Origin of the sequence: Methylotenera mobilis 13, assembly GCF_000384255.1 — a bacterium.
GTDB lineage: Bacteria > Pseudomonadota > Gammaproteobacteria > Burkholderiales > Methylophilaceae > Methylotenera > Methylotenera mobilis_B.
On sequence record NZ_KB913035.1, the window covers coordinates 2,551,108 to 2,574,858 of the forward strand.

Below are 23,751 nucleotides of genomic sequence, written 5' to 3' on the forward strand. Positions count from 1 at the left end.
ACCGCCTTGATTGTTAAGGCGGTTTTTTTACAACGCTATACTGTTTAGTCAATGTTGAGATTGAAAAAGATTATAATCACACCATGACGTTATCGCTTAAAGAATTAACCGCTGAAGCTGACCGCTGCGTTGCATGTGGGTTATGTTTACCGCATTGCCCCACCTATAGAAAAACAGGCTCTGAGGCAGACTCACCACGTGGTCGCATCCAATTGATTCGTGCTGTATCTCAGGATATTTTGCCTAACAACGCCCGCTTTAAAGAGCATATTGACCTATGTTTAAGTTGCCGCAGTTGTGAATCAGCATGTCCTAATAGTGTTAATTATGGCGCCTTAGTCGATACCACACGTGCGCTTTATATTCAAAAAAAGAGCCTCTGGTTGACTTTAGCAAAACCTTTTATTCGCCACCGTTACCTGAGTCAGGCCATCACGTGGCCGCTATGGTTAATGTCAAAACTGAATTTAATTAGGGTGTTAAAACGTGTGATGCCAGCAGCAAAACTATTACCAACCATTCAAAAGCCGATGGTATGGCAATCAATATACCCAACAACTCAAACTACCCAAGGTGCGGTTAGTTTAGGTGCAGTCAGTTTGTTTTTAGGGTGTGCCACTAACGCTTTTGACAACCGCACACTCAGGGCGAGTATTTATGTATTGAATACCCTTGGCTATGATGTGCATATCCCTAATGCACAAACTTGCTGTGGCAGTATTGCCAGACAAGCTGGCGATGATATTGAAGCGAACAAGCTGATTAAAAGAAATGCAGAGAGTTTTAATACTGCCATGCCGATACTCAGCACCGCAAGTGGTTGTGGTGCCGGCTTAAAAGATTATCTCACCACACATCGCATAGAAGACATCAGTACTTTTTTAGTCACATGTGACTGGTCTAAGGCAGAAGTTGCGCCACTTCAAGAGCGCATTTATGTACAAGACCCATGCTCATTACGCAATGTGCTCAAAGCACAAAAAGCAGTATATGACCTACTAAAAAAAATACCAGGTGCAGACGTTCAGGCACTGCCCGGCAACAGCCAATGTTGTGGTGGCGCTGGCGCCTACTCTGTGACACAACCTGAAATGGCTAATCAATTACTTAACGATAAGCTGGCAGCAATAATGGCCAATCAAGTCACAATACTTGCCACCTCTAATATCGGGTGCAGCCTGCATCTCAGTAGAGGTCTGGAGAGTGCGCACGTTAGTGCGCATGTGATGCACCCAGTTGAAATTATTGCAAAGCAAATGGGGTTTGATGCATAGCGCCCAAAGTAGTATTGATACCCCTGATGAGGCTTGGTTCGTCAACATTAAAACGGCTAAATCAGGCGCCAACCAAATACTAGCCTCACCTGAACAATTAAGCGTAGAATGACTTTTATGAACAGATTACTCACGACAGACAAATTAATTTGTGCGTTTGACACTGGGTTACGCACCTTGTTTGCAAAACCACATAGCGAACGTGCACACCCTGATGCGGGTCTTGAAGAACCTCTGCTAAATGAACAAGAAAAGAAGCACGTCAGCGCACTGATGCGCATTAACCATACCGGTGAAGTCTGTGCGCAAGCACTATATAGCGGCCAAGCACTGACTGCAAAAAATGCAGCCACTAGCATCACTATGCAGCAAGCTGCACGTGAAGAAACCGAGCACTTAGCATGGTGTGAATCACGTATTGAAGCCCTTGGCGGACACACTAGTGTGCTCAATCCACTGTTTTATGCTGGTTCATTTGCGATTGGTGCTGCTGCAGGGGCGTTAGGCGACAAATGGAGCCTAGGCTTTCTAGAAGAAACTGAAAAACAGGTGGGGGCACACTTGGCAAGCCATCTTGATCAACTACCTATTGCGGACGAAAAATCTCGCAAAATTATTGAACAAATGCAAACAGACGAGGCCAAACACGCTAACGATGCAAAACAACAAGGTGCAGCAGCATTGCCACTCCCAGTTAAATTTTGTATGAAAAAGATGTCCGAACTCATGACCAGCACAACTTATCACATCTAATTATTTTTAAGGTTACACAATGCAAAAATTTAGCGACGTACTACAGACTCTTGATGATGCCTCAAACGTAGCGCGTATCGAGCTTTACAACCAAGACGGCAGCTCAGCAGGCGTCATTGAAAACAAACCAGGCAGCCAAGGTTCAATCAAGGTGTATAGCCATTTAGCTCGTATGTATGGCGAAATCTCTTTAGATGCTGCGGTAGAAGGCTTAAGCTTATATGCAGAGCACACAGAAGATGCTGAGAACTGCCCTGGCAAGCATCCAAACGTAGATAGATTATTGAATATTTTAGAGGATGAACAACCACTCACAGTGAAAGTCATTGAGTCATAGACTAATCTATATTTTCACTTAACGATTCTTTTGCTTGGCTGATGCGTGTGAGTGTTTGACCAATGCTACCTGATTGCTGCGGCCCTTATACTAACACTGCATAACTTATTACAAATTCAGCACCTGGATCTTGTTAATTCCATGCCTTGCTAATTCTAGGCTTTGTTAACTTTAAATCTTGTTAATTAAAATCTAACTTACTGTAGCCCAACAGCGTTCCTGTCGCATAGGCAGTATCAATCAGTGCAACTTGATAGTCAGCGATGGCACGGACTTCCTTAGCTTGCGCTTCACCTAGACGAGTAAGCGTTTCTAACACTTCGGTCATCGTGCGCAAGCCCTCATTGAACTGTTTGAGTTCTGCTTCATAATTAAGACCTGCGATAAGCACTTGTTGTCTAGCAGCTAAAATACGTTGCCAATTTTGGTCAACATAATCTAAGGCATCGTAAATTTCTTTTTTTACCGTTAATATTTGTAGGGATTTGGTCGCTAAACGCTGATTACGCTGTTGTACAGCGTAATCTAGCTGTGCTTTTCTTGCTTCGTTGGTCATCGGCATTTCAAACTTCAAACCAATTGACCAATCATTAAAATCACCGTTCAGGACGTTTCTGTAATTCTGCCCAAAATTGCTGTTGGTATTTGAAAGCGCACCATATTGATAGTCCAAACTAAATAATGGAAGGGTCTGATTCTCAAGATAATCAATTTTGGTGAGATCAGCGGCCAATTGAATCTCCTGCTCTAAAAGCTCAACACGACCAGACAATGCATCGTCTAACAACTTGTTTCGGTTAAAATCATATTTAAGCAAACTAGGCTGTGTAGCAGGAACTAAAGTACCGGTTTGAATGGTATCTTCCGCCATCTCATTCATATAAAAACGCAATTGGCGCTGTGCTAATTTAAGATTGGTCTCAGCTACAATTAAGGCGTCCATTCTATCGGCAACCCCAATTTCTGCACGATTAATCTCTACCGCAGCACTCAAACCCTCTCGAACACGATGTTTGACCATGCTTAGATTTTGATTGGCATACTCGAACTGCTGTCGCCTTACATCTAACTGTCCCCATGCCTCATATAACGCCCAATAAGCTTTATCAACGATCGCAATCACTCGTATTGATTGTAATCTAGTTTTAAGCTGTACAGCTTGCTGTGAGTATTCCGCAATACGAATGCTAGCTTCATTCACTTTAACGCCAGCATTTCTTAGCAACGGTTGACTCATTGAAAAGCGCATCGCACTTCTGTACTCATCACTATCAAACCGCCCCCTGCTCGACTTATTTTCTAGCGGAGAGCTTAATGTGACAGAACCGCCTGTGCGTAGTGGTATTCTGATCCCAGCTTCGAGTGAAAGGCTTCGTTTATCTTGCTCTACAGTACTAAGCTTTACTTGCTGACCATCTAAACTGGCATTATCAGACTTAAACTCGACGGTATCTCCTGACATTTTGGGAGAGTCTATTTCCCCATATTTTGCATAGGCAAAAATAATGTTGTCGAACTTTGCTTGCTCCTCACGCACTTCTGCGCCTGAAATCAATGGGTCTATTTGTGCAACTTTAATAGTTAAATTATTTTTAAGGGCTTTGGTCCGTACATCTGCAATCGTAAGTGATTGAGTCGTCTGTCCAGAGATGGTTGAAGCAAGTTGACTAGTATCTCCTGCATGATCTACTGCATTCAATGCCTTACCTATGTCTATCTGAAGTGGTTTAATTGCAGCTTTTTCTCGTTTAGCGTTGTACTCATGAATAGCATCATTAAGTTTGACTGGAGGAGTCACCGAATAATCATCTAGCGATAGTCGTTCATCTAACCTTAACCTTTGATTAGCTTTTTCTGTCATCAAGCTTGGATTAGCCTCTTCTGCGCATAATGGTTGAGCTAATAAACTCACACTAAAAATGACTGACCTCAAAAGAAAGTAATTTCTAGCGCTTAGTTGAATATGTTTGCTGGCATCCATCGTCATTTTTTATCGTACATTACTTTTTCGTTAGGATACGTCTGTAGCTCTGGAATTCTTGCCGGGAATCCATTGAGCAAACGCCATATCTCATAACCAATCGTTACATTTTCTAATAATATCCAACCCTTAGCACTAATCCCCTGCCTTAAAAATCTTGCCGAGGGCCAGTCCGGGTAGTTCTCATCAGGAACCACCATGACTCTAAAACTACCTGTGCCATTATCTGTAGGGTCTACGAAAGAGACTTTTCCTGAAAACGTACCAATCCCTATCTTTGCCCATCCTGGCACTTGAATTGCAGGCCAGCCTTCAAACTCAAGCCTCACTGAAGTATCCGTCGTAATAAGAGGTGCATCACGCCCATCTACCCAAAGCTCTACCGCCCTTGCATTCGTTTCGGGCAATATCACAAGCAAGGGCTGTCCTTGAGAGATCATTTGTGACTGAGAGTTAACTGGGAGCCTAAAGATGGTACCCGCTCTAGGCGCAACAATTCTCTGCATATTTTGGCGTGATAAGTTGATTTCTGAGCTTGTTAAACTGTTTTGACTATCAGCCAACTCCCCTTTGATTTTATTAATGACAGCCGAACTAGAATCTAGTGATGCCTGAGTATCTGCGCGTATTTGTAGGATTTCGGCTTTGGCTGACTGTGCTTCTGCTTTTGCAGAATTATGTTGAGCTTGTGCGCTAATTAAATTGCGATGGGCGATAATCAGATCCCTTTCTGCAACCTCTAAATCACGTTTAGACACTAAGCCATCGACAAACAAACGTTGCATACGGTTACTTTGAAACTCAGCTGCATCAGCTGTGGCTTTTGCAGCGCTAATCGCTTCAGTCGTGGAAAGTATTTTTTGATTAGCCACATCTAACTTGAATCGTGCCGCAGAAATTTTTGCATCCCGCGAGCTCATTAAGTTCTGTTGCTGTATTTGGTAGGACTTCAGCTCATCTTGTTTCGCATTTAATTTAGTTTGGAGATTGTTTCTTTGGGCTTCCAATCTGTCTTTGAACATAGGGTCAATATCACTTACTTCGAGTAAGACATCCCCTTCTTTAACAACGCTACCTTCTTGAACATACCACTTACTGATTACCCCACTAACAGGCGCATCAATCGTTTGCACTCTTTCAGATGGCGAAAATGCGGTGACTTTCCCGATCGCCGTCACATTCTGTTGCCAAGGAAGAAACATCGCAATAATCGGCAAAGCAAAAAACAATATCGCAAGAATTTTCACATAACGAACCACAAACTCCGGCGTTTCCGTTGCTACTAGGGCATCATTAAACACTTTATTATCCGCACTCACGCTAGTTCACCATCTTGCTGATTTAATAAAATCGTATGATTGAATTGATTCGCGATATGTTCAAAACGAGTCGCGACTACCAGCATCCAATCTGCCTGATGAACTTTCAAAAGATTGAGCACTGAGCCCAACTCAGGACTAGTTAAATTATCTAATAGGCCATCTATAATCAGTAAATTAGGTTTACCGACAATCGCTCGAGCTAACATTAAACGTTGAATTTGTGTTGTGGACAAAGGCGCTCCAAAAGCAGTCAGCTGAGTATCAAGGCCATTTTCTAAATTAGTGAGATCCTCCAACAACCCTAACTCATCTAAGATTTGGTTAATATTGTTTAAAGTAATATGCTCCCTATCGAGCACAATATTTTCAATAATAGAACCCTCAATTACCTCAACTCTGCCAGCAATACCAATCGCATTTCTAAGGATGTTTTGATTGAGTTGTCTTAAGTCATTTCCATTAAATTCAATGCGACCAATGGATGGTTGTCTGAGCCCTGTGAGCATGCCGATTAAAGTGGTTTTGCCTGCACCAGACTCACCTAAAATAGAAACACTTTCACCTTGATTGAGTTTAAAACTTACGTTCTTAAGCAACTTAATTTTTTGAGAATAGTTGAATGAGATATTAAATGCCTCAACCTCGGTTAAACCAGTTGTAGGAATAGAATAGGTTCCGATAGTTTCTTGAGGCAAATCCTCCAAAAAACCAATCTTATCAAGTGCAGCCAACATATCGTAAAAATACTCAAGCTTGCTGATAAAACGAACAAACGCCGCCAGTACGCCAAATATAATAAGCTCTGCTGCAACAAATTGGCCTAAATTAATTTGCCCTGTAATCACAAGCCCCCCACCTAAGGCCAGCATTAATGTGCCAACAATTGCGTATAGGGTCACAGCGCCGATATTCTGAAAAAGCAAAGTCCTGAAGTGTTCTTTTCGTTTTTTTGTGTAGAGATTCGCTAAATCATTGCTTAAACGATTAGCACGCGCTAATCCATTAAAAAATTTAAAAACATAAAAATTTCTGGCAATCGTTTCCAACCATGCCGCTGTTGCATACTTTGTTTTAGATTCATCGATAGCTGTATTAATCCCATTTCTACCTAATACAAAAATAATAAATGCCAGTAAAGCTAACAACACAAATACAATGATTGCAAAATAGAGACTATAAAAAATTAAAATGACACTCCCGATAAAGCCTTGTAAGAAGGCTGCTAGGCTAACGGTAAGAAGTGTGGCTGCGGATTTTTGAACCGTGCTGATATCAAAAAATCGATTCATTAGTTCAACTGGGTTACTGTTGTCATACACCGACGCATCAACACCCTGACCATTTTTAGCGGCATTGATTGCAGTTCTCACAAACAATCTTCTCTGTATGAGCTCTACCACATAGGCTTCAAACACATAGAGTGCACCAGACAACAGCAGCAACACAAACAATATTAACGACACCACAAAAAGTGGCTGTAAAAGCCCACCCATCGTGACTATGTTGACAAGTGCCTGCACTGCAATTGGCGTTGCGATACCAAGCACTCCGTACCCAAAAGTGAGCACAACAAGTAGGTTAATGTCTTTTCTCTCTAGAGATAAAAGATCAAATAACCTTTGTATTGGTTTTTTCTTATTGGTGTTATTTTCCATGCAGCTCACTTAATTAATTAATGTATTATCCATTGAGCATCTGATACTAAACACATCCCACCATAACTTTTCAATATGGGGCGTAGTGACTCAATGATCGTAGTTAGCCGATTTTCTGGGCAAGCAATCACAAACGTCACGTTTTCAAACTTTTCACCGAATGCCAAGTCACCTCTTGCCCCCCTCTCACCATATCCGCCCACATGGTTGTATATGGTGTAGTTGAATATATTGACAGCTTTTAAGGTGGAAATCACTCTTTGCTTTTCAACAGCTTCAATGACAAGCTCAATTCTTTTAACACTAAACATGATAAAACAACCTTAAAGTAAAAAGTTAGCGAAACTATAATAAAGTGGGATTCCAAAAAGAACGTTAAATGGAAAGGTAATCCCTAAAGCTAACGTTAAATAAATAGAAGGATTTGCCTCTGGTATTGCCATCCTCATCGCTGGTGGCACTGCAATATAGGATGCGCTTGCCGCCAACACACCCACAAGGGTTGAGCCGCCAACGCTAAAATTTAACAAGTAGGCCCCTATCATCACGCCTATTAACCCAGAAATTAATGGCATGAGTGCACCAAAGCAAATTAAAAACTTACCTGCAACTTTAAAGTCACTTATTTTCTTTCCAGCCTCCATACCCATGGATAATAAAAATACACATAAAACACCCATAAACAAGTGATCAAAGAAAGGTAGGATAGTTTTTATACTTTTTTCTGTTGCAATATCTCCTATCAGCAAACCACCCATTAAAAGTACAATACTTCCATTAGTAAAAGCCTCTTTAATTAATTCAGACTTATTCGACTGTATAGCCCCAGAGTTATTTAAATGCTTTCCTCTTAAATATGACGCCATTACCAACCCCACTAAAATTGCAGGGGACTCCATAATAGCCAACATAATAATTGGATACTTTTCGAAATCTATATGAAGCGCCTCCAAAAATGCAATCGCCGTTAGGAATGTACCCGCGCTCACCGAGCCATAATGTGTAGCGATAGCAACTGCATTTAAATGGTCAATTTTCCCAACTTTATTAATAATCAGATAAGCAATAATAGGCAATAACACCCCAAGTGCTACTGCGGTGAATATTGAGGGCACAGCATCCAAAAATGTTGCATGTGAAAGTTCTATTCCACCGTGTATTCCAACACTGATTAACAAATAAATCGTAATTGACTTTGTCAGTTCGACAGGAAGCTTTAAATCAGACTTAATTAATTGCGCAACAAAACCTAAAGCAAAAAACATGATAGACGGCGTTAACAAACTTTGAAAACTGTTCAATTGATAGTCCCTATTTGTAATAGTCGCCATTTTCACCGATGTTAATTGTTCTGTATAATATATTTTTTGTATTTAATAGTTCTATAATACAGAATGATAAAATACTGACTTTGCAAGCCCAGTATGCAAATGAAAATTAATTATTGACTTCATCTAACACCACTATCTTGTCAATAGTCATTTCAAATAATAAGAAAGTCACGTTTGTTTTGTATTGCGCTCTCACATTAGTTTAATGATGAGAAATATTTTTAATTAATTTCTGCGTGTTGAAATATGGCAAAACTTAACTACCACCACTTAAATTACTTCTGGCATGTCGCCAAGATTGGCAATCTGACAAAAGCGGCTGAGGCGCTGCATGTTTCGCAGTCTGCATTGTCTGTTCAAATTAAACTTTTAGAGGAAAGTATCGGAAACCAGCTATTTACAAGGCAGAATCGAAAGTTATTATTGACTGATGCCGGAAATATCACGTTCTCTTATGCTGAATCTATATTTAATATAGGTGACGAATTAGAGGCCATGCTTAAAAATGGTCTGCATAAAGAAAGCCAGACGCTTAAAATAGGGATGTTATCAACAATGTCTCGTAACTTTGTTGAGGTGTTCGTTAAGCCATTGATGAACAATCCAAAAGTAAAATTAAACATCGCGGCGCGCGGGCAAACAAACTTATTAACCGAACTTGCAAATCATCAGTTTGATTTGGTGCTCACCAATATCGAAGTGAGGGGTACAAATAAGCAACTTTGGCAATGTCAGTTGCTAGTACAGCAGCCTATCTCCGTGATAGGAGCTCCTGGGCTTAAACTAAGTAAAAAGTTTAATGACGACTACAAGTCTTTAGATTGGATATTACCAGCACCAGGGACACCGATCAGATCAGCGTTTGATGGGCTATGCGCACAATATCAATTTCAACCTAATGTTGTTGGAGAGGCGGACGATATGGCGATGCTTAGGCTACTAGCTAGGGACAGCAATGCACTTGCAGTGATGCCTGACGTGGTAGTGAAAGATGAAATCTCTGCTGGCACTTTAACTGCTTATATGACATTACCAAATATCAATGAAAACTTTTATGCAGTTACTGTAAAAAAGCATTTAGCTAACAAGCTTGTGTCTGAGCTCATTAAAGATTTTGCTTTACAGCAAAACAACGCTTTATAAAACAATGGTCTAAAAAGTCATGAATACAGCGAGTTTCAACGAGTATAAAAAAAGGATGAAAATATCATCCTTTTTTTATCATGCCAACTACCACCTAATGATCACGTGGCTTATGCTTACAATTCACTAGAGCCTATGCTTCCAGCGTCAATGGTTTAATTTCAAAGTCATGCGTGATTTCTACGCTTTTGCTTAACATAATAGAAGCTGAACAATATTTTTCAGCAGATAATTTAACCGCACGCTCAACTTGCACAGGGTTTAAATGATCGCCAGTAATCACAAAGTGCACGTGAATCTTGGTAAATACTTTTGGAATCTCATCAGCCCGTGTTGCATCAATTTCGGCAACGCAATCAAAAATTGGCTGACGTGCTTTTTTCAGAATAGCCACCACATCAAATGAAGTGCAACCACCCATGCCGATTAACAGCATTTCCATCGGACGCATGCCAATGTTACGGCCTCCGTTTTCAGGCGCACCATCTAGTACAACCGCATGACCAGTCTCAGACTCGCCCACAAAACTGACGCCGTCTATCCACTTAACTCTAACTTTCACTTCACTTCTCCCAAAAATGTAAATTGCTACCCGTAAAGGGCATCACCATCAATCAGACAAGGCGAGAATGAAAAATAAGGCGCAGCATTCATATAGATGTCAGGCATTATTTTTTGTGAGTAAGCCTTATGATGACGAGATGGCTTAAGCAGGCAATCTGCACAGCAGATGCCCGCAAAAGTACATTTTTATTTAACGCCTAATAACTCCACGTCAAAAATCAAGTCCGCATTAGGAGGAATCACTCCGCCAGCACCACGTGCGCCGTAGCCCATTTCTGAAGGGATAATCAAGGTACGTTTACCACCGATTTTCATGCCAGCAAAACCTTCATCCCAACCCTGAATCACTTGACCACCACCTAAGAAAAATACAAATGGTTCTTTACGGTCTACACTGCTATCAAACTTTTTACCCTTACCATCTTGAGCAGATGGATCATAGAGCCAACCAGTGTAATGCACAGTCACATTAAAGCCAGGCTCAGCTTCACGGCCTTCACCGACTAATGTATCAATCTTTTGTAACGCTTTCACTTGCTCTGACATCGCTTTTACTTCCTTTACTGTTGATTTATCTGATGCTGACTGATTTGGCTCAGCTTGGCAGGCACTTAAGCTTAACAAGCAAAGCCCTGCGAGTAATGATCCTAAAAATTTCATTCTATGTCCTGTAGCGTTGTATTTAAATTAACTGTATCTAAATTAGAAAGACTTAATGCATAATCATACTTCAATTTTGCACCCGACGTTAACCTCTCAGGCGTCAACTCAAGGCAATTGATGCACCCACTCCACCAAGGCATCTTGCGCATCTCGGCTGGCACCCGCATTCGCATGATTCACTAACATCACCATCACATGGCGATGCCCGTTTGCATCTAACACATACCCTGCGATTGCACTTACGCCATTAATGGAGCCAGTTTTAAGATGAGCACGTCCATTCGATGCACTATCTTGCAAGCGTTGTTTCACAGTGCCATCTAACGACAAAATCGGCATAGACGCCATGAATTCAGGCATCACCGGACTTAAGTAAGCACCTACTAACACCTTACCTAACTGCTCTGCACTAATCCGTTCTATACGAGATAATCCGGAGCCATTCTCAAGCACTAATCCATTGGTGTTTATCCCACTTGCTGACAGCCAGCTTTTAATCGCCATCACGCCTTTGGCGACAGTAGCAGGTGTGCTTACTTTTTCTGCGGCGATGGTCAGCAATAATTGCCGTGCCATCAGGTTATTACTCCATTTATTGATATCGCGCACTACACTGCCCAATGGCTCTGAGAACTGCTCTAACAATTGATGAGCAGTGCTGGGAACTGGCTGACGCTTCAATGTGCCTGTAAATTCCCCACCTAAGTCGCGCCATATTTTTTTAAAGGTAAAAAACGCATATTGCGCATCATCAAACAAACTAAGCTCTAAGAACCGCTCGCCACAATCGGGTGCATACACACCATTAAAAGTGACCACTGCTGTATTGGTGTTCATCTGAACGTCATAGTTCATCCTGCTACGCCAATTTCCACAATCACCGTTAACCGCTTTCATCTTGTTAACAATTGTCACCTCAGGTAATTCAAACTCCTGATTCACATTCACCACATCATCGTTCGCGCTAAACCTAAAACTGGTACTACGGCCATTCACAGAAAATGCACTTGGCTTTGCGTTATAAGCACGCCATTTTTCCTCATCAAAACTAATGCCATTATCAACATCATCAGCAAAGTAAGTTTTATCGATAATTAAGTCACCGTTAATTTTCTTAACACCTGCTTGCCTTAAGCTCATTAATAATCGCCAAAAATCCTGCGCTTTAAAGCTAGGGTCACCATAGCCTTTAATCATCAAATTGCCATTTAGCACCCAATTTTTAATGGTCCCATCATGGTACAACGCCGTCTTCCAACGATAAGCAGGAGTAAGCAAATCAAGCGCAGCATTGGTGGTGACCATTTTCATGACCGATGCAGGATTCATACTTTTATCTGCATTGTGTTTTAAGATGGCGACATTACTATCCACCGCTTGCACGTAAACAGACACGTTTTGCTGAGAGACACCCGCTTCCTTAAGCGCATTGGCAACGGGTGCGGGCAGTTCAGCTTGCGCTTGCAAGCAATACCAGGTCAACCCAAGAAATAATGCGAATTTTTTCATAGAATGCTCTGAATCACTGCATTGGTTTGACCCACCATGAACTCAATTTCAGCTTCATTAATGGTGTAAGGCGGCATAAAGTAAACCGTGTTGCCTATGGGTCGTAATAGCAATCCTCGCTGCATTGCCACTTGGTAACATTGCTTTGAAAACTGCGCGTTATCCGTTACCACATCAAACGCAAAAATCATCCCTTGATGACGCAAATGTTGAATCGGCAGGTGAGTAAGCACTCGCATCTCTTTCAAAATCAACGCAGATTTATCAAGATTTTTCTGTACGATATGTTCTGACTCAAAAATATCTAAGGTCGCTAATGCCGCACTACAGGCTAGTGGATTACCCGTGTAACTATGGCTATGTAAAAAACCACGCACCGTACTGTCATCATAAAACGCTTGATAAACAGTATCGGTCGTTAGCACTGCCGATAACGGTAAATATCCGCCAGTAATGCCTTTAGAGAGGCAGACGAAATCAGCGATATCACTGACTTTGCATCCCTCAGTTTTTGCTTGCTCGCTCGCAAACATCGAACCAGTACGGCCAAACCCTACAGCAATCTCATCCACAATTAAATGTACCTGATATTGCGTACAAATTTCGCGTGCTTGAGCAAGGTAAATCGGGTGGTACATCGCCATGCCGGCGGCACACTGTACCAGTGGCTCAATAATAAAGGCCGCCAACTCTGTATGATGCTGAGCAATATAGCTTTTCAGTTGCTCGGCACAACGCAGCGCGTAATCTTCTGCACTTTCGCCTACTTCGGCCAACCTAAAATCGGGGCTAGGCATTTGTGCAGATTGCCTTAACAAAGGTGCGTATGTATCTTTAAATATAGCAACGTCAGTGACACTTAACGCGCCTAGCGTTTCACCGTGGTAACTATTTTGTAGGCTAATAAATTTGGACTTATTAGGCTGGCCAATATTGCGCCAATAGTGAAAGCTCATCTTTAACGCAATCTCAGTAGCACTTGCGCCATCACTTGCGTAAAACGCATGGCCAAGACCTGTGAGTGTAGCTAACCTCTCTGAAAGACTAATCACAGGCTCATGCGTAAAGCCAGCCAACATGACGTGTTCTAAAGTATCAAGCTGTTGTTTGATGGCATCTTTGATATGCGGGTTATTATGCCCAAACAGATTCACCCACCATGAACTAACAGTATCTAAATACTTGTTACCATCTGCATCATAAAGCCAGACACCTTCACCTTTATGGATAGGCGTTAACGGGAAAGATTCATGTTGCTTCATCTGCGTGCATGGGTGCCATACAGATTGCATACTGCGTTTTAATAGATCTTGATTACTCATGGTTGAATTGTACGATAATTGTGCGAGGTTTTTCACTTGCTCAAAAATCAAATGTCGTCATAAGCTGTTGTTTAGTCTAAAATTCAACCTTGATCACCTAAGCAAATAAGTCCCATGCAAAAAACTCGTCGCCATTTAGAACTGCTCGCTCCTGCAAAAAATGCTGATTTTGGCATTGAAGCCATTAATCATGGCGCAGATGCGGTGTATATTGGCGGCCCAGCCTTTGGTGCGCGCGCTAAAGCGCCTAACACCATTGCTGACATTGCACGCTTAGTGAAACACGCACATCGCTACCATGCTGAGGTGTTCGTGGCACTCAACACCATTTTTCATGATAACGAGCTTGAGGGTGCACGTGAGCTTGTGCACCAGCTTTACGACGCTGAAGTAGACGCACTCATCGTGCAAGATATGGGCCTGCTGGAAATGGATTTACCACCGATACAGCTACACGCCAGTACACAGACCGATATTCGTACCGTAGAAAAAGCGGTGTTTCTCGATCAAGTTGGCTTTTCACAAATCGTACTCGCGCGCGAGCTTGATTTAAACACTATCAAAAAAATCGCTGATGCTACCTCATGTAACTTGGAATTTTTCATCCACGGTGCACTATGCGTAGCCTTCAGTGGTCAATGTTTTATCAGTCATGCACACACTGGACGTAGCGCGAATCGCGGCGAATGTTCTCAAGAATGCCGCCTACCCTTTACACTAGAAGATCAAAAAGGTCGGATTATTGGTAAGGATAAGCACTTTTTATCCATGAAAGATAACGACCAAAGTGCCAACTTGCTTGCATTGATTGAGGCTGGCGTTAGCTCATTTAAAATTGAAGGCCGTTACAAAGATTTACCCTATGTAAAAAACGCCACTGCTCATTACCGTGAGTTGATTGATGAAATCCTGAACGACAGACCAGAGCTGGCAAAATCATCGTCAGGCCACGCCACTTACACATTCACACCGCAACCAGAAAAAACCTTTAACCGCAGTGCAACCGACTACTTTGTAAACGGACGCCAAGCCGATATTGGTGCGTTTGACACGCCTAAATTCTCTGGCGAAGCATTGGGCAAAGTCACCAAAGTTGGTAACAATTACTTTGAAGTGGACACCAATATCGAGCTACACAATGGCGACGGCGTATGCTTCTTTGATGTACATAAAGAACTAGTCGGCCTACGCGTTAACACGGTAGAAGGCAAAAGACTATACCCCAACGAAATGCCTGCAGACATCAGACGCAACACCATCGTTTACCGCAATCGCGACCACGCCTTTATGCGCCTGCTAGAAAAAGACTCAGCACAGCGCAAAATTGTGATTGATATGAATTTTTACGAAACTGCTAATGGTTTTGCATTAACCATTACCGATGAAAACGGCTTTAGTGCAACCGCCACCTGTGAAGCTGAAAAACAAAGTGCACAACATCTGGAAAAAGCGGAAACTAGCCTGCGTGAAAACTTAAGTAAATTAGGCGGCACAGACTTTACCGCCCAAGAGATTCAGATTAGCACGGCTCAAACCTGGTTTATCCCTGCCTCGATTATTAATAATTTACGACGTGATGCAATCGAGCAGTTACAGCAAACCCGTGATTTAGGCTACCAACGCCCACCGCGTCGCGAGGCAGCGCAACCGCCTGCGATTTTTCCTGAAGACACATTGAGCTACCTTGCTAATGTATACAACAAAAAAGCACGTCAGTTTTATGAAAAACACGGCGTAAAAATGATTGCCTCGGCCTATGAAGCCAATAAAGAGCTAGATGAAGTACCGCTGATGATTACCAAGCATTGTCTGCGCTTTAGCCACGGCTTATGTCCAAAAGAGGCTAAAGGCGTCATTGGTGTGCAAGGCACTGTCACCGCAGAGCCAATGACACTGATTAACGGGAACGACCGTTACACATTGAAATTTGATTGCAAGCCATGTGAGATGCATGTGATGGGTAAAATCCGCAAAAATATTTTGCAAATACCTGCACCACAGCCGGTAAGCTTTTTCCCTAAGGGGTTCCGCTAATAGAATTGCTCATTATGAGCACGCTTATGGGCGCGCTTGTTTTCATACATACGCATGTCAGCCATGTGCATCACAACGCTGCAGTTATCCACCTCTTCATGGATGAAGGCTGTTCCTGCGCTGACCCCTGCCAACTCAAAACCATTCGCTTGCAAATGTGCTACGGTTTCATCCAGCTTCGCTTGAATCACTAACGCATCTCCATGCTCTGAGGTAATCGCAAACTCGTCCCCACCTAAACGATGCAAAGTGGCCATGCCATCTAATTTTTCCTGCAAAAGATGGCTAAAGTCACACAACAACTTGTCCCCATAAGCATGCCCAAATTTATCGTTATAGTATTTGAGACGATCTAAATCTAATATGGTAATGCTGCCTGTTCTAGGTAGTATCTGAATAGCCGCCTCCAGTGCAATCCGATTAGGCAGCCCCGTTAATTTATCAATTTTAATTTGCGCTTCACTCATACCCAACGCGGCCAATACTTGCTCTTTTTCTTTAAATAACTCACTAAATTGGTAACTAAGTACAAACGACAGCAGCAACGCTTCTACTGTTACCGCAACCAAGCCCATATGTTCAACATAAAGCGTAAATTCAGAAGAATTCTGCGCGGTAATGGTTAAACTACCTAAAACAAAAAACGTAATAATCGCAATCAGGTAGTAGCGCGCGGTCATATTCTTTTTACTGCTGAGATAAATGCTGCTTGCCAAGCCAAGGCAGAGGAAAATACCAACGCCATAACGCGCCATCTCCATCATCCAGTTTGGCGACAACATGCCCCATAGGGCAAACAAAACGAGGATCACCAACGCATATTGAATCCAACGGTACAGCTTCGGATTGTATTGCTTGCGTATACTCAGCAAGCCTTTCACAAAAAATACATAAGCGATATTGGAAAATAAAATAGGAAATGCACTCAAATAAAACCAATGAATACCAAATATGTCAGAAAACACCAATAACGACGTCCCCTGCATCAATAGGTTTCCCAAAAGAAACAGGGCATACATACCATCTACCATTTGCCGTCTGATTAAGCCGAGCACAATGTAATAAGACATTAGCCCCGCTAGCATGCCGAGGCAAAGTATCGCAATCACATTACCAAGCTTAATCGCCTGTTGGTAATGTTGTTTTGAATCTAAATAAGGCTGTGGCTGTGCAATTAGATAAGGTGTTTTAAGCGAAGTCTCCAGCGTGTAATTTCCGGCCTCTAAATGCACCTCACGCCCATGCCTTAAAGCAAATGGATTAATGTCCTGACGACCAATACCACCTTGCAACTCAGCCACGACTACATTCCGACTATCCCGCACGGAGTGTTGAAACATCGCAAACGTGCTGGTATTTTTAAAATCAATCACGTAGTCACCAGCTTGGGCAACTTGTAATGTTCCTTTAAATACAAAATCACCGCCAGTTAAGGGCAAAGCATTAAGAGGTGAAGCAGTTTGATCAACGACATACCACTGACCAATAATGAGGTTGGGGCTCGCATGACATGGCGAGATAATGAATAAAAAAAGACCGATAAAAATCGAAAGATGACGGGCTAAACAAGCAAAACGATTGCGCATTTTTTGTTGATTAAAACGTGGCATCATTTGGTGAAGTATCTGCTTGTTAATGGTAGATATACGACAATATACAGACTAATCAGTATTTGTTGAAGAGCCCCATTGGGTATGCGAAAAACTTTCACAATCAATGGATCACCATCAACTTTTAAAAACCAATGGCGACCACACTCACGATTAAGCAAACACTACGCTTTTTTCACAAACTCCGACTTCAACTTCATTGCACCAATACCGTCAATCTTGCAATCAATGTCGTGGTCGCCATCTACTAGGCGAATGTTTTTCACCTTGGTGCCCACTTTAACAACTAATGAAGAACCTTTGACTTTCAAGTCTTTAATCACAGTAATCGTATCTCCGTCTTGCAACACATTACCGTTTGAATCTTTAATCACGCGCACTTCATCCACGCCCTCGGCGCTACCATTGATTAACCACTCATGCGCACACTCTGGACAAACGTACCTATCGCCATCTTCATAAGTGTATTCAGAGTTACATTGAGGACATGGTGGAAGCTGAGACATACATAAACTTTCTTTACGATTAAATAGTGGTTCAAACCTGATGGTTCACACGTAGTGGTGTGAACAATGCCATGATTGTAATCTAGGCAACACCTTATTAGAAAGACATTATTTCAAATATGGTTATATTAAGCATGGTGATACAAGCATGCTATTTTAAACAATCATCTATATCGTTTTGTTTTATCACTAAGGCGCAGGATTCATCATTGTCAAATGTAAATGCTCAATCTCCTGCATTACTTCTGGCGATAACCGCGTATCCCACGCATCAATATTTTCTTTTAATTGCGTCATCGTAGTCGCACCAATAATCGTACTGCTCACAAACCAGCGGTGATACACAAAGCTCAATGCTAATTGTGTAGGTGTCAATCCATGTGCCCTAGCCAGCTTGGCATAGGCAGCACTCGCAGGAAATACACCTGGCTTTTTGTAGCGCTGCGCATAGCCTAAAAACATCGTGACGCGCCCTTTTGCCTCAGGGTTATCAATGTATTTTGCAGTCAGGTGCCCAAACGCCAACGGTGAATAAGCCAGCAAACCTACTTGCTCGCGATAGAGCACTTCCGCCATGCCAAACTCCATGCCGCGGTTAATCAGGTTATAGCAGTTTTGCACACTGGCAATGTGTGGCAGATTGTAAGCTTTAGCGATACGGACAAACTCCATCACGCCCCATGGTTGCTCATTCGATAACCCGACATAACGCACCTTACCCTCTTGAACCAACTCAGCCAGTGTTTCCAGTTGGTTTTGTATTGATACCCATGCTTTTTCTTCGCCTTGCTGATAAACGCCAGATTCAAACTCACCCGCAGGGTCAAACTGATATTGCCCAAACATCGGCACATTGCGCTCTGGCCAATGCAATTGGTATAAATCGATATAATCAGTCTGCAAACGCTGCAACGAGCCTTCAATCGCTGCGCGAATATTGGCACGGTCTAGCGATGGTGGGCCGCCACGAATCCAATCCAAACCACGGCGTGGCCCTGAAACTTTACCCGCCAAAATAATCTTGTCTCGTGGCTGCTTCTTAAGCCAAGTACCCACCATAGACTCAGTACGGGTATAAGTATCAGCCTTTGGCGGCACTGGGTACATTTCAGCCGTATCAATAAAATTAATGCCGCGCGCCAACGCATAATCTAATTGCTCGTGCGCCTCAGCTTCAGTGTTTTGGTCACCATACGTCATGGTACCTAAACAAACTTTAGAGACATTAAGCGCTGAGTTTCCTAACTTAGTAAATTCCACCGTACAACCTCATTTATTTTAAAAAAATATCAGCATCAGCACTTGAAATTAATTTTTAGTGCCCCAAATTAGCAATCAAGGTGTGCGAGTGCTAAAATACCGCATTACCCATGCAATTCAATATTTAGATGTATATTTTAAGACTTAATCAGGAGAAACCGTATGAAAATTCGTCCTTTACACGATCGCGTTATTGTTAAACGTTCAGAAGAAGAGCGTACAACCGCATCTGGCATTGTGATTCCAGATTCTGCCACAGAAAAACCAGACCAAGGCGTGATTCAAGCTGTAGGTTCTGGCAAGCGCGATGAAAGCGGCAAAGTAATTGCCCTTGACGTTAAAGTAGGCGACAAAGTGCTTTTCGGCAAATATGCAGGCCAAACTGTTAAAGTTGACGGTGAAGAGCTACTAGTAATGCGCGAAGAAGACATCATGGCGATCGTTGAGTAATCTAAAGCTTACAACGGGTGATTGCCCGTTTCAGCACGTTAGAACCAACAAAGTATTAGTAAAGACTAAATTAGGAGATTTAAATTATGGCAGCTAAAGACGTAAGATTCGGCGATGACGTTCGCCAAAAAATGGTAAACGGTGTCAATATTTTAGCAAACGCAGTGCGCGTTACTTTAGGCCCTAAAGGCCGTAACGTAGTGTTAGAGCGTTCATTCGGCGCACCTACGATCACTAAAGATGGTGTTTCAGTGGCTAAAGAAATCGAATTAAAAGACAAATTCGAAAACATGGGCGCACAAATGGTGAAAGAAGTTGCTTCTAAAACCAATGACATCGCTGGTGACGGTACAACAACTGCAACAGTATTAGCACAAGCAATCATCCGTGAAGGCATGAAATCTGTTGCTGCGGGTATGAACCCAATGGATTTAAAACGTGGCATCGACAAAGCAGTTGAAGCAGCAGTAGCTGATTTAAAAGCACAATCAAAACCATGTACAACTAGCAAAGAAATCGCGCAAGTTGGCTCTATTTCAGCTAACTCAGATTCATCAGTTGGCCAAATCATTGCAGATGCAATGGACAAAGTTGGTAAAGAAGGCGTGATCACTGTTGAAGATGGTTCAGGCCTAAGCAACGAACTAGACGTCGTTGAAGGTATGCAATTTGATCGTGGCTATCTATCACCATACTTCATCAACAATCCAGAGCGTCAAATCGCTTTAATGGACAATCCATTCGTGTTGTTGCATGACAAAAAAATCTCAAACATCCGTGATTTATTACCAACTTTAGAGCAAGTGGCTAAAGCTGGCCGTCCATTGTTAATCATCGCAGAAGATGTTGATGGCGAAGCATTGGCAACATTGGTAGTGAACAACATCCGCGGCATCTTGAAAACTGTTGCTGTTAAAGCACCTGGTTTCGGTGATCGTCGTAAAGCAATGCTAGAAGATATTGCTATCTTAACTGGCGGTACAGTGATTGCTGAAGAAGTTGGCCTAAAACTTGAAAACGTAACGCTTGAAGATTTAGGTCAAGCTAAACGTATTGAAGTAGGTAAAGAAAACACAATCATCATTGATGGTCACGGCGTTGAAGCAAACATCAAATCACGCATCACACAAATCAAAACTCAAATCGAAGAAGCGACAAGCGACTACGACCGTGAAAAACTACAAGAACGCGTAGCTAAATTAGCTGGCGGTGTTGCAGTGATCAAGGTTGGTGCGACCACTGAAATCGAAATGAAAGAGAAAAAAGCACGCGTTGAAGATGCATTGCACGCAACACGCGCAGCAGTTGAAGAAGGTATCGTAGCTGGTGGTGGCGTAGCGTTGATTCGTGCACGTGACGCGATCTCTAAAGTGAAGGGTGACAACCTTGACCAAGAAGCTGGTATCAAAATCGTATTGCGCGCTGTTGAAGAGCCATTACGCCAAATCACACAAAACGCTGGTGTTGAACCATCAGTAGTGGTGAACAACGTGGCAGCAGGTACAGGTAACTACGGTTACAACGCTGCTAACGAAACTTACGGCGACATGATCGAAATGGGTATTCTAGACCCAACTAAAGTAACACGCTCAGCATTGCAAAATGCAGGTTCAGTCGCTGGCTTAATGCTAACAACTGACTGTATGGTGGCTGAACTACCTAAAGATGACGGCCCAGCAATGGGTGGAGATATGGGTGGGATGGGCGGCATGGGCGGTATGATGTAATTTCAGTGTCGTCAAAGCGGTGATTGCTGCGTTGCTTCTCCTTGTCGTACTAATCGTACTGCCTACGGATTCTCGCCTTGCACTAACCGCTTTAACTTGCTGAAATGCCCTAACAAGCATTGCAAAATAAAAAAACCCGCTTCGGCGGGTTTTTTTAAAGCAGTTTAGTAACACACCCATTAATACATATTGAAGAAAAAAATACTTTCCCCATAACCATGCTACATGGACTTTGACATCTGATGTGAGAATATCGTAAAGATAAAACATATCAAAAATACAAACCCTGATTTAAGTGTTTTAAAAAACGAAAGCTCTTTTCTTTTAAGTTTATTTAAATCGTAATATCTAGCTTTTTTTATATCATTAGCGAGACTACTAGAAGCGATCTCCAATTCAATATCATTTGCGATTTCTTTGAATGACCTTTTATCATCTAGTTGTAAATAGAGCCTATAAAAGAACACTATCAAAGTAATATAAAATGCCACATTCTGCATTCCTTTATCTGGCACCCCCAAACAACCTAGTGCAGCCAAAAATAACCAAACACCTTCATTATTTAAAGTCTTTTGATAGGCTTTAATATGAAATTTATAATCTATAATTTGCTTCTGTATGTCTTTATTAATTTCAACATCATTTAAGAACTGATTCATAAACCATCAAACCTTTCTAGAGCCTCGTTTACAAATGACTTTTTGATAAGTTACTACCCTTATTGTCTCATTGTTTAGGGCGCCCTATTATTAACTCACTTCATAAGATCATATATATACGAAGCAAATATTGATAAAGTTATTGCAAACCCACTAGAAATTGATAGAGAGAAAATAGGATATATTTTGATAAAGTCTGTAATTCTGTAGAACAAAGTTTTACGAATTTTTCTTATATCTTTCCTACATCGGCTTATTACCTCCTCTGACACCCTTTCTACTTTCATTCTTTGAATGCAGTCAGGACATATAATAGGGCTGTTGCAAGAGACGATAATATCGTGCTTTACTCCATTCATATCAAACAAACATCCTCTCGTTTCATCATGAGTGTAATTTGTGTGATCTGTTGTTTTGGGGATTGTGTTGTTACTTCTTTTATAAAGTAAAGTATAAGAATTAAGCATCCTCAAAAGAACATTCTCAATAGGTATGTTTTCTTTTTTTAGGTACTCTTTAATCTCATAAAAAGTAAAAACAACTCGATTGCCAGAAAGCCGTCGAGAATACCAGTTCAGCTGAAGTGGAACGTTTACTATACAAATCAAAAAATCGCTATTAAAAACTTTAGGTACCTCACTCTCGAATGTGGAGTCATAAAACTCCCAGCTATTGCCATCTGAGTTTTTTGTGAGTGAGTAACTTTCAATTTCACCAATGATTTCAAAAATGCTTGATCTGAATTTTAAAATCTTTTTCTTATCAAACTCAGGCGGCATATGCCCTAAGGTTAAAAGAGTTATTTTTGTTTTAGACATTCTCTTAATTACTCCCTGAAGCTATTTTTAAGTTATGTATGATGGGAAGGTACTCAAAGTATAACCAATTCCTGCAGATTTTGTTTTATCCACCATTCTCCGTCATAATTACGGTTTATGTCGCTTGCACCACTCGCATTAAAAGCATCCCCCTTAAACAACGAAAGAAACACACAATGGCAATTGAATTAAACACTTTAACCCAACGCTTAAGTTATATTGTTGGTGAAAACATGGCGCATCAGCTTAAGAATGATGGCTTAGCCTTAGACGCAGACGCAGTTGCACAAGCTGTTATCGATGTAATGGCGGACACCCCATCACGTTTAACTGATGCAGAAAAACGCAGCACAGTTGAGCAAGTGCAAAAAGAGAGCCAAGAAAAGCAAATGGCAGCACAGGCTGAACAGTCTGCAAAAAACCAAGCGGAAGGCGCGGCTTATTTGGCTGAAAATGCTAAAAAAGAAGGTGTGATCACCACAGATAGCGGCTTGCAATATAAATCATTGGTGGCTGGCGATGGTGAAAAACCAAGCAAAAGCAATAAAGTAAGAGTGCATTACAGAGGCACACTGATTGATGGTACGGTGTTTGATAGCTCTTACGACCGCGGTGAGCCTATCGTTTTCCCAGTCACTGGCGTGATTGCTGGTTGGGTTGAAGGTTTGCAGTTAATGAACGTAGGTAGTAAGTTTGAGTTAACGATTCCATCAAACTTAGCCTATGGCGCAAACGGCAGTGGCCCAGCGATTGGCCCAGATGCAACATTGATCTTTGAAGTTGAGTTATTAGCTATCGAATAAGGCTAGCATGACTAGGGTGGGTAACTTAGT

22 protein-coding genes are annotated in these 23,751 nt (G+C 41.9%); 8 read left to right on the top strand and 14 right to left on the bottom strand.

What is annotated here, in order from left to right:
- The first annotated feature begins 83 nt into the window (after nucleotides 1–83).
- The 3 genes from A391_RS0112165 to A391_RS0112180 all read left to right on the top strand — a co-directional run bounded on the left by A391_RS0112165 (nucleotide 84) and on the right by A391_RS0112180 (nucleotide 2,364).
- Nucleotides 84–1,274, top strand: coding sequence for a (Fe-S)-binding protein (locus A391_RS0112165; RefSeq protein ID WP_019899635.1), 1,191 nt, complete (start codon nucleotides 84–86; stop codon nucleotides 1,272–1,274).
- 117 nt (nucleotides 1,275–1,391) lie between these two features.
- Nucleotides 1,392–2,027 (top strand): 2-polyprenyl-3-methyl-6-methoxy-1,4-benzoquinone monooxygenase, encoded by a 636-nt coding sequence (gene coq7, locus A391_RS0112175; protein WP_036317295.1) that lies wholly within the window; start codon nucleotides 1,392–1,394, stop codon nucleotides 2,025–2,027.
- Nucleotides 2,028–2,046: 19 nt separating this feature from the next.
- A complete protein-coding gene (locus A391_RS0112180) occupies nucleotides 2,047–2,364 on the top strand; it encodes a DUF2322 family protein (RefSeq protein ID WP_019899638.1) in 318 nt (105 codons plus the stop codon).
- A gap of 181 nt (nucleotides 2,365–2,545) precedes the next feature.
- Here the strand turns inward: A391_RS0112180 and A391_RS0112185 are convergent, their stop codons facing one another.
- From A391_RS0112185 to A391_RS0112205, 5 genes are read right to left on the bottom strand one after another with little or no spacing between them, the layout of a single operon-like run.
- Nucleotides 2,546–4,351: a TolC family protein gene (locus tag A391_RS0112185; RefSeq protein ID WP_019899639.1), complete on the bottom strand. Its 1,806-nt coding sequence runs from the start codon at nucleotides 4,349–4,351 to the stop codon at nucleotides 2,546–2,548.
- On the bottom strand, nucleotides 4,348–5,664 hold the full coding sequence (locus A391_RS0112190) for an HlyD family secretion protein (RefSeq protein ID WP_019899640.1): 1,317 nt from the start codon (nucleotides 5,662–5,664) through the stop codon (nucleotides 4,348–4,350). Before A391_RS0112190 ends, A391_RS0112185 begins: the two co-directional genes overlap by 4 nt.
- Nucleotides 5,661–7,322: an ATP-binding cassette domain-containing protein gene (locus A391_RS0112195; protein WP_019899641.1), complete on the bottom strand. Its 1,662-nt coding sequence runs from the start codon at nucleotides 7,320–7,322 to the stop codon at nucleotides 5,661–5,663. The genes A391_RS0112190 and A391_RS0112195 overlap by 4 nt, the downstream gene beginning before the upstream one ends.
- Before the next feature lie 17 nt (nucleotides 7,323–7,339).
- On the bottom strand, nucleotides 7,340–7,633 hold the full coding sequence (locus A391_RS0112200) for a P-II family nitrogen regulator (protein ID WP_019899643.1): 294 nt from the start codon (nucleotides 7,631–7,633) through the stop codon (nucleotides 7,340–7,342).
- A gap of 12 nt (nucleotides 7,634–7,645) precedes the next feature.
- The gene (locus A391_RS0112205; protein WP_051089078.1) at nucleotides 7,646–8,653 is read right to left on the bottom strand and encodes a sodium-dependent bicarbonate transport family permease; all 1,008 of its coding nucleotides are present in this window, start codon (nucleotides 8,651–8,653) and stop codon (nucleotides 7,646–7,648) included.
- A 246-nt stretch (nucleotides 8,654–8,899) separates the two neighbouring features.
- Between A391_RS0112205 and A391_RS0112210 the strand changes: the two genes are divergently transcribed.
- Complete coding sequence (locus tag A391_RS0112210; RefSeq protein ID WP_019899646.1) at nucleotides 8,900–9,796, top strand: LysR family transcriptional regulator; 897 nt, start codon at nucleotides 8,900–8,902, stop codon at nucleotides 9,794–9,796.
- A gap of 133 nt (nucleotides 9,797–9,929) precedes the next feature.
- On the opposite strand, the gene A391_RS0112215 is transcribed toward A391_RS0112210, so the two are convergent.
- From A391_RS0112215 to bioA, 4 genes are all read right to left on the bottom strand, one after another.
- The gene (locus A391_RS0112215; protein WP_019899648.1) at nucleotides 9,930–10,358 is read right to left on the bottom strand and encodes an OsmC family protein; all 429 of its coding nucleotides are present in this window, start codon (nucleotides 10,356–10,358) and stop codon (nucleotides 9,930–9,932) included.
- Nucleotides 10,359–10,546: 188 nt separating this feature from the next.
- Nucleotides 10,547–11,020 (bottom strand): FKBP-type peptidyl-prolyl cis-trans isomerase, encoded by a 474-nt coding sequence (locus A391_RS14020; protein WP_019899650.1) that lies wholly within the window; start codon nucleotides 11,018–11,020, stop codon nucleotides 10,547–10,549.
- Nucleotides 11,021–11,128: 108 nt separating this feature from the next.
- Nucleotides 11,129–12,532: a D-alanyl-D-alanine carboxypeptidase/D-alanyl-D-alanine endopeptidase gene (gene dacB, locus A391_RS0112225; protein WP_019899652.1), complete on the bottom strand. Its 1,404-nt coding sequence runs from the start codon at nucleotides 12,530–12,532 to the stop codon at nucleotides 11,129–11,131.
- On the bottom strand, nucleotides 12,529–13,854 hold the full coding sequence (gene bioA, locus A391_RS0112230) for an adenosylmethionine--8-amino-7-oxononanoate transaminase (RefSeq protein WP_019899653.1): 1,326 nt from the start codon (nucleotides 13,852–13,854) through the stop codon (nucleotides 12,529–12,531). The genes dacB and bioA overlap by 4 nt, the downstream gene beginning before the upstream one ends.
- Before the next feature lie 114 nt (nucleotides 13,855–13,968).
- Between bioA and A391_RS0112235 the strand changes: the two genes are divergently transcribed.
- Entirely contained in the window at nucleotides 13,969–15,888 is a 1,920-nt protein-coding gene (locus A391_RS0112235; protein ID WP_019899654.1) for a peptidase U32 family protein, read from the top strand.
- Here the strand turns inward: A391_RS0112235 and A391_RS0112240 are convergent.
- The 3 genes from A391_RS0112240 to A391_RS0112250 form a co-directional block, all read right to left on the bottom strand.
- Nucleotides 15,885–17,501: a diguanylate cyclase gene (locus A391_RS0112240; protein ID WP_019899655.1), complete on the bottom strand. Its 1,617-nt coding sequence runs from the start codon at nucleotides 17,499–17,501 to the stop codon at nucleotides 15,885–15,887. The two genes, A391_RS0112235 and A391_RS0112240, sit on opposite strands and share 4 nt — an antisense overlap.
- Before the next feature lie 161 nt (nucleotides 17,502–17,662).
- Nucleotides 17,663–18,004 (bottom strand): zinc ribbon domain-containing protein YjdM, encoded by a 342-nt coding sequence (locus A391_RS0112245; RefSeq protein WP_019899656.1) that lies wholly within the window; start codon nucleotides 18,002–18,004, stop codon nucleotides 17,663–17,665.
- Between the two features lie 189 nt (nucleotides 18,005–18,193).
- Nucleotides 18,194–19,264 carry an aldo/keto reductase gene (locus A391_RS0112250; protein WP_019899657.1) on the bottom strand — a complete coding sequence of 357 codons (1,071 nt, stop codon included), beginning with the start codon at nucleotides 19,262–19,264 and terminating at the stop codon, nucleotides 18,194–18,196.
- Nucleotides 19,265–19,426: 162 nt separating this feature from the next.
- On the opposite strand from A391_RS0112250, the gene A391_RS0112255 reads away from it, so the two are divergent.
- Both A391_RS0112255 and groL read left to right on the top strand, forming a co-directional pair.
- Nucleotides 19,427–19,714, top strand: a complete 288-nt coding sequence (locus tag A391_RS0112255) for a co-chaperone GroES (RefSeq protein WP_015831377.1) — start codon at nucleotides 19,427–19,429, stop codon at nucleotides 19,712–19,714.
- Nucleotides 19,715–19,800: 86 nt separating this feature from the next.
- Nucleotides 19,801–21,441 (top strand): chaperonin GroEL, encoded by a 1,641-nt coding sequence (gene groL / locus A391_RS0112260; protein ID WP_019899658.1) that lies wholly within the window; start codon nucleotides 19,801–19,803, stop codon nucleotides 21,439–21,441.
- A gap of 221 nt (nucleotides 21,442–21,662) precedes the next feature.
- Here groL and A391_RS14205 read toward each other — a convergent pair whose 3' ends face one another.
- On the bottom strand, nucleotides 21,663–22,100 hold the full coding sequence (locus tag A391_RS14205) for a hypothetical protein (protein WP_019899659.1): 438 nt from the start codon (nucleotides 22,098–22,100) through the stop codon (nucleotides 21,663–21,665).
- A gap of 95 nt (nucleotides 22,101–22,195) precedes the next feature.
- Nucleotides 22,196–22,918: a hypothetical protein gene (locus tag A391_RS0112270; RefSeq protein WP_019899660.1), complete on the bottom strand. Its 723-nt coding sequence runs from the start codon at nucleotides 22,916–22,918 to the stop codon at nucleotides 22,196–22,198.
- Between the two features lie 176 nt (nucleotides 22,919–23,094).
- Here A391_RS0112270 and A391_RS0112275 point away from each other — a divergent pair, with 176 nt between their 5' ends.
- Nucleotides 23,095–23,721 carry an FKBP-type peptidyl-prolyl cis-trans isomerase gene (locus A391_RS0112275; protein WP_029144172.1) on the top strand — a complete coding sequence of 209 codons (627 nt, stop codon included), beginning with the start codon at nucleotides 23,095–23,097 and terminating at the stop codon, nucleotides 23,719–23,721.
- Nucleotides 23,722–23,751 lie beyond the last annotated feature (30 nt).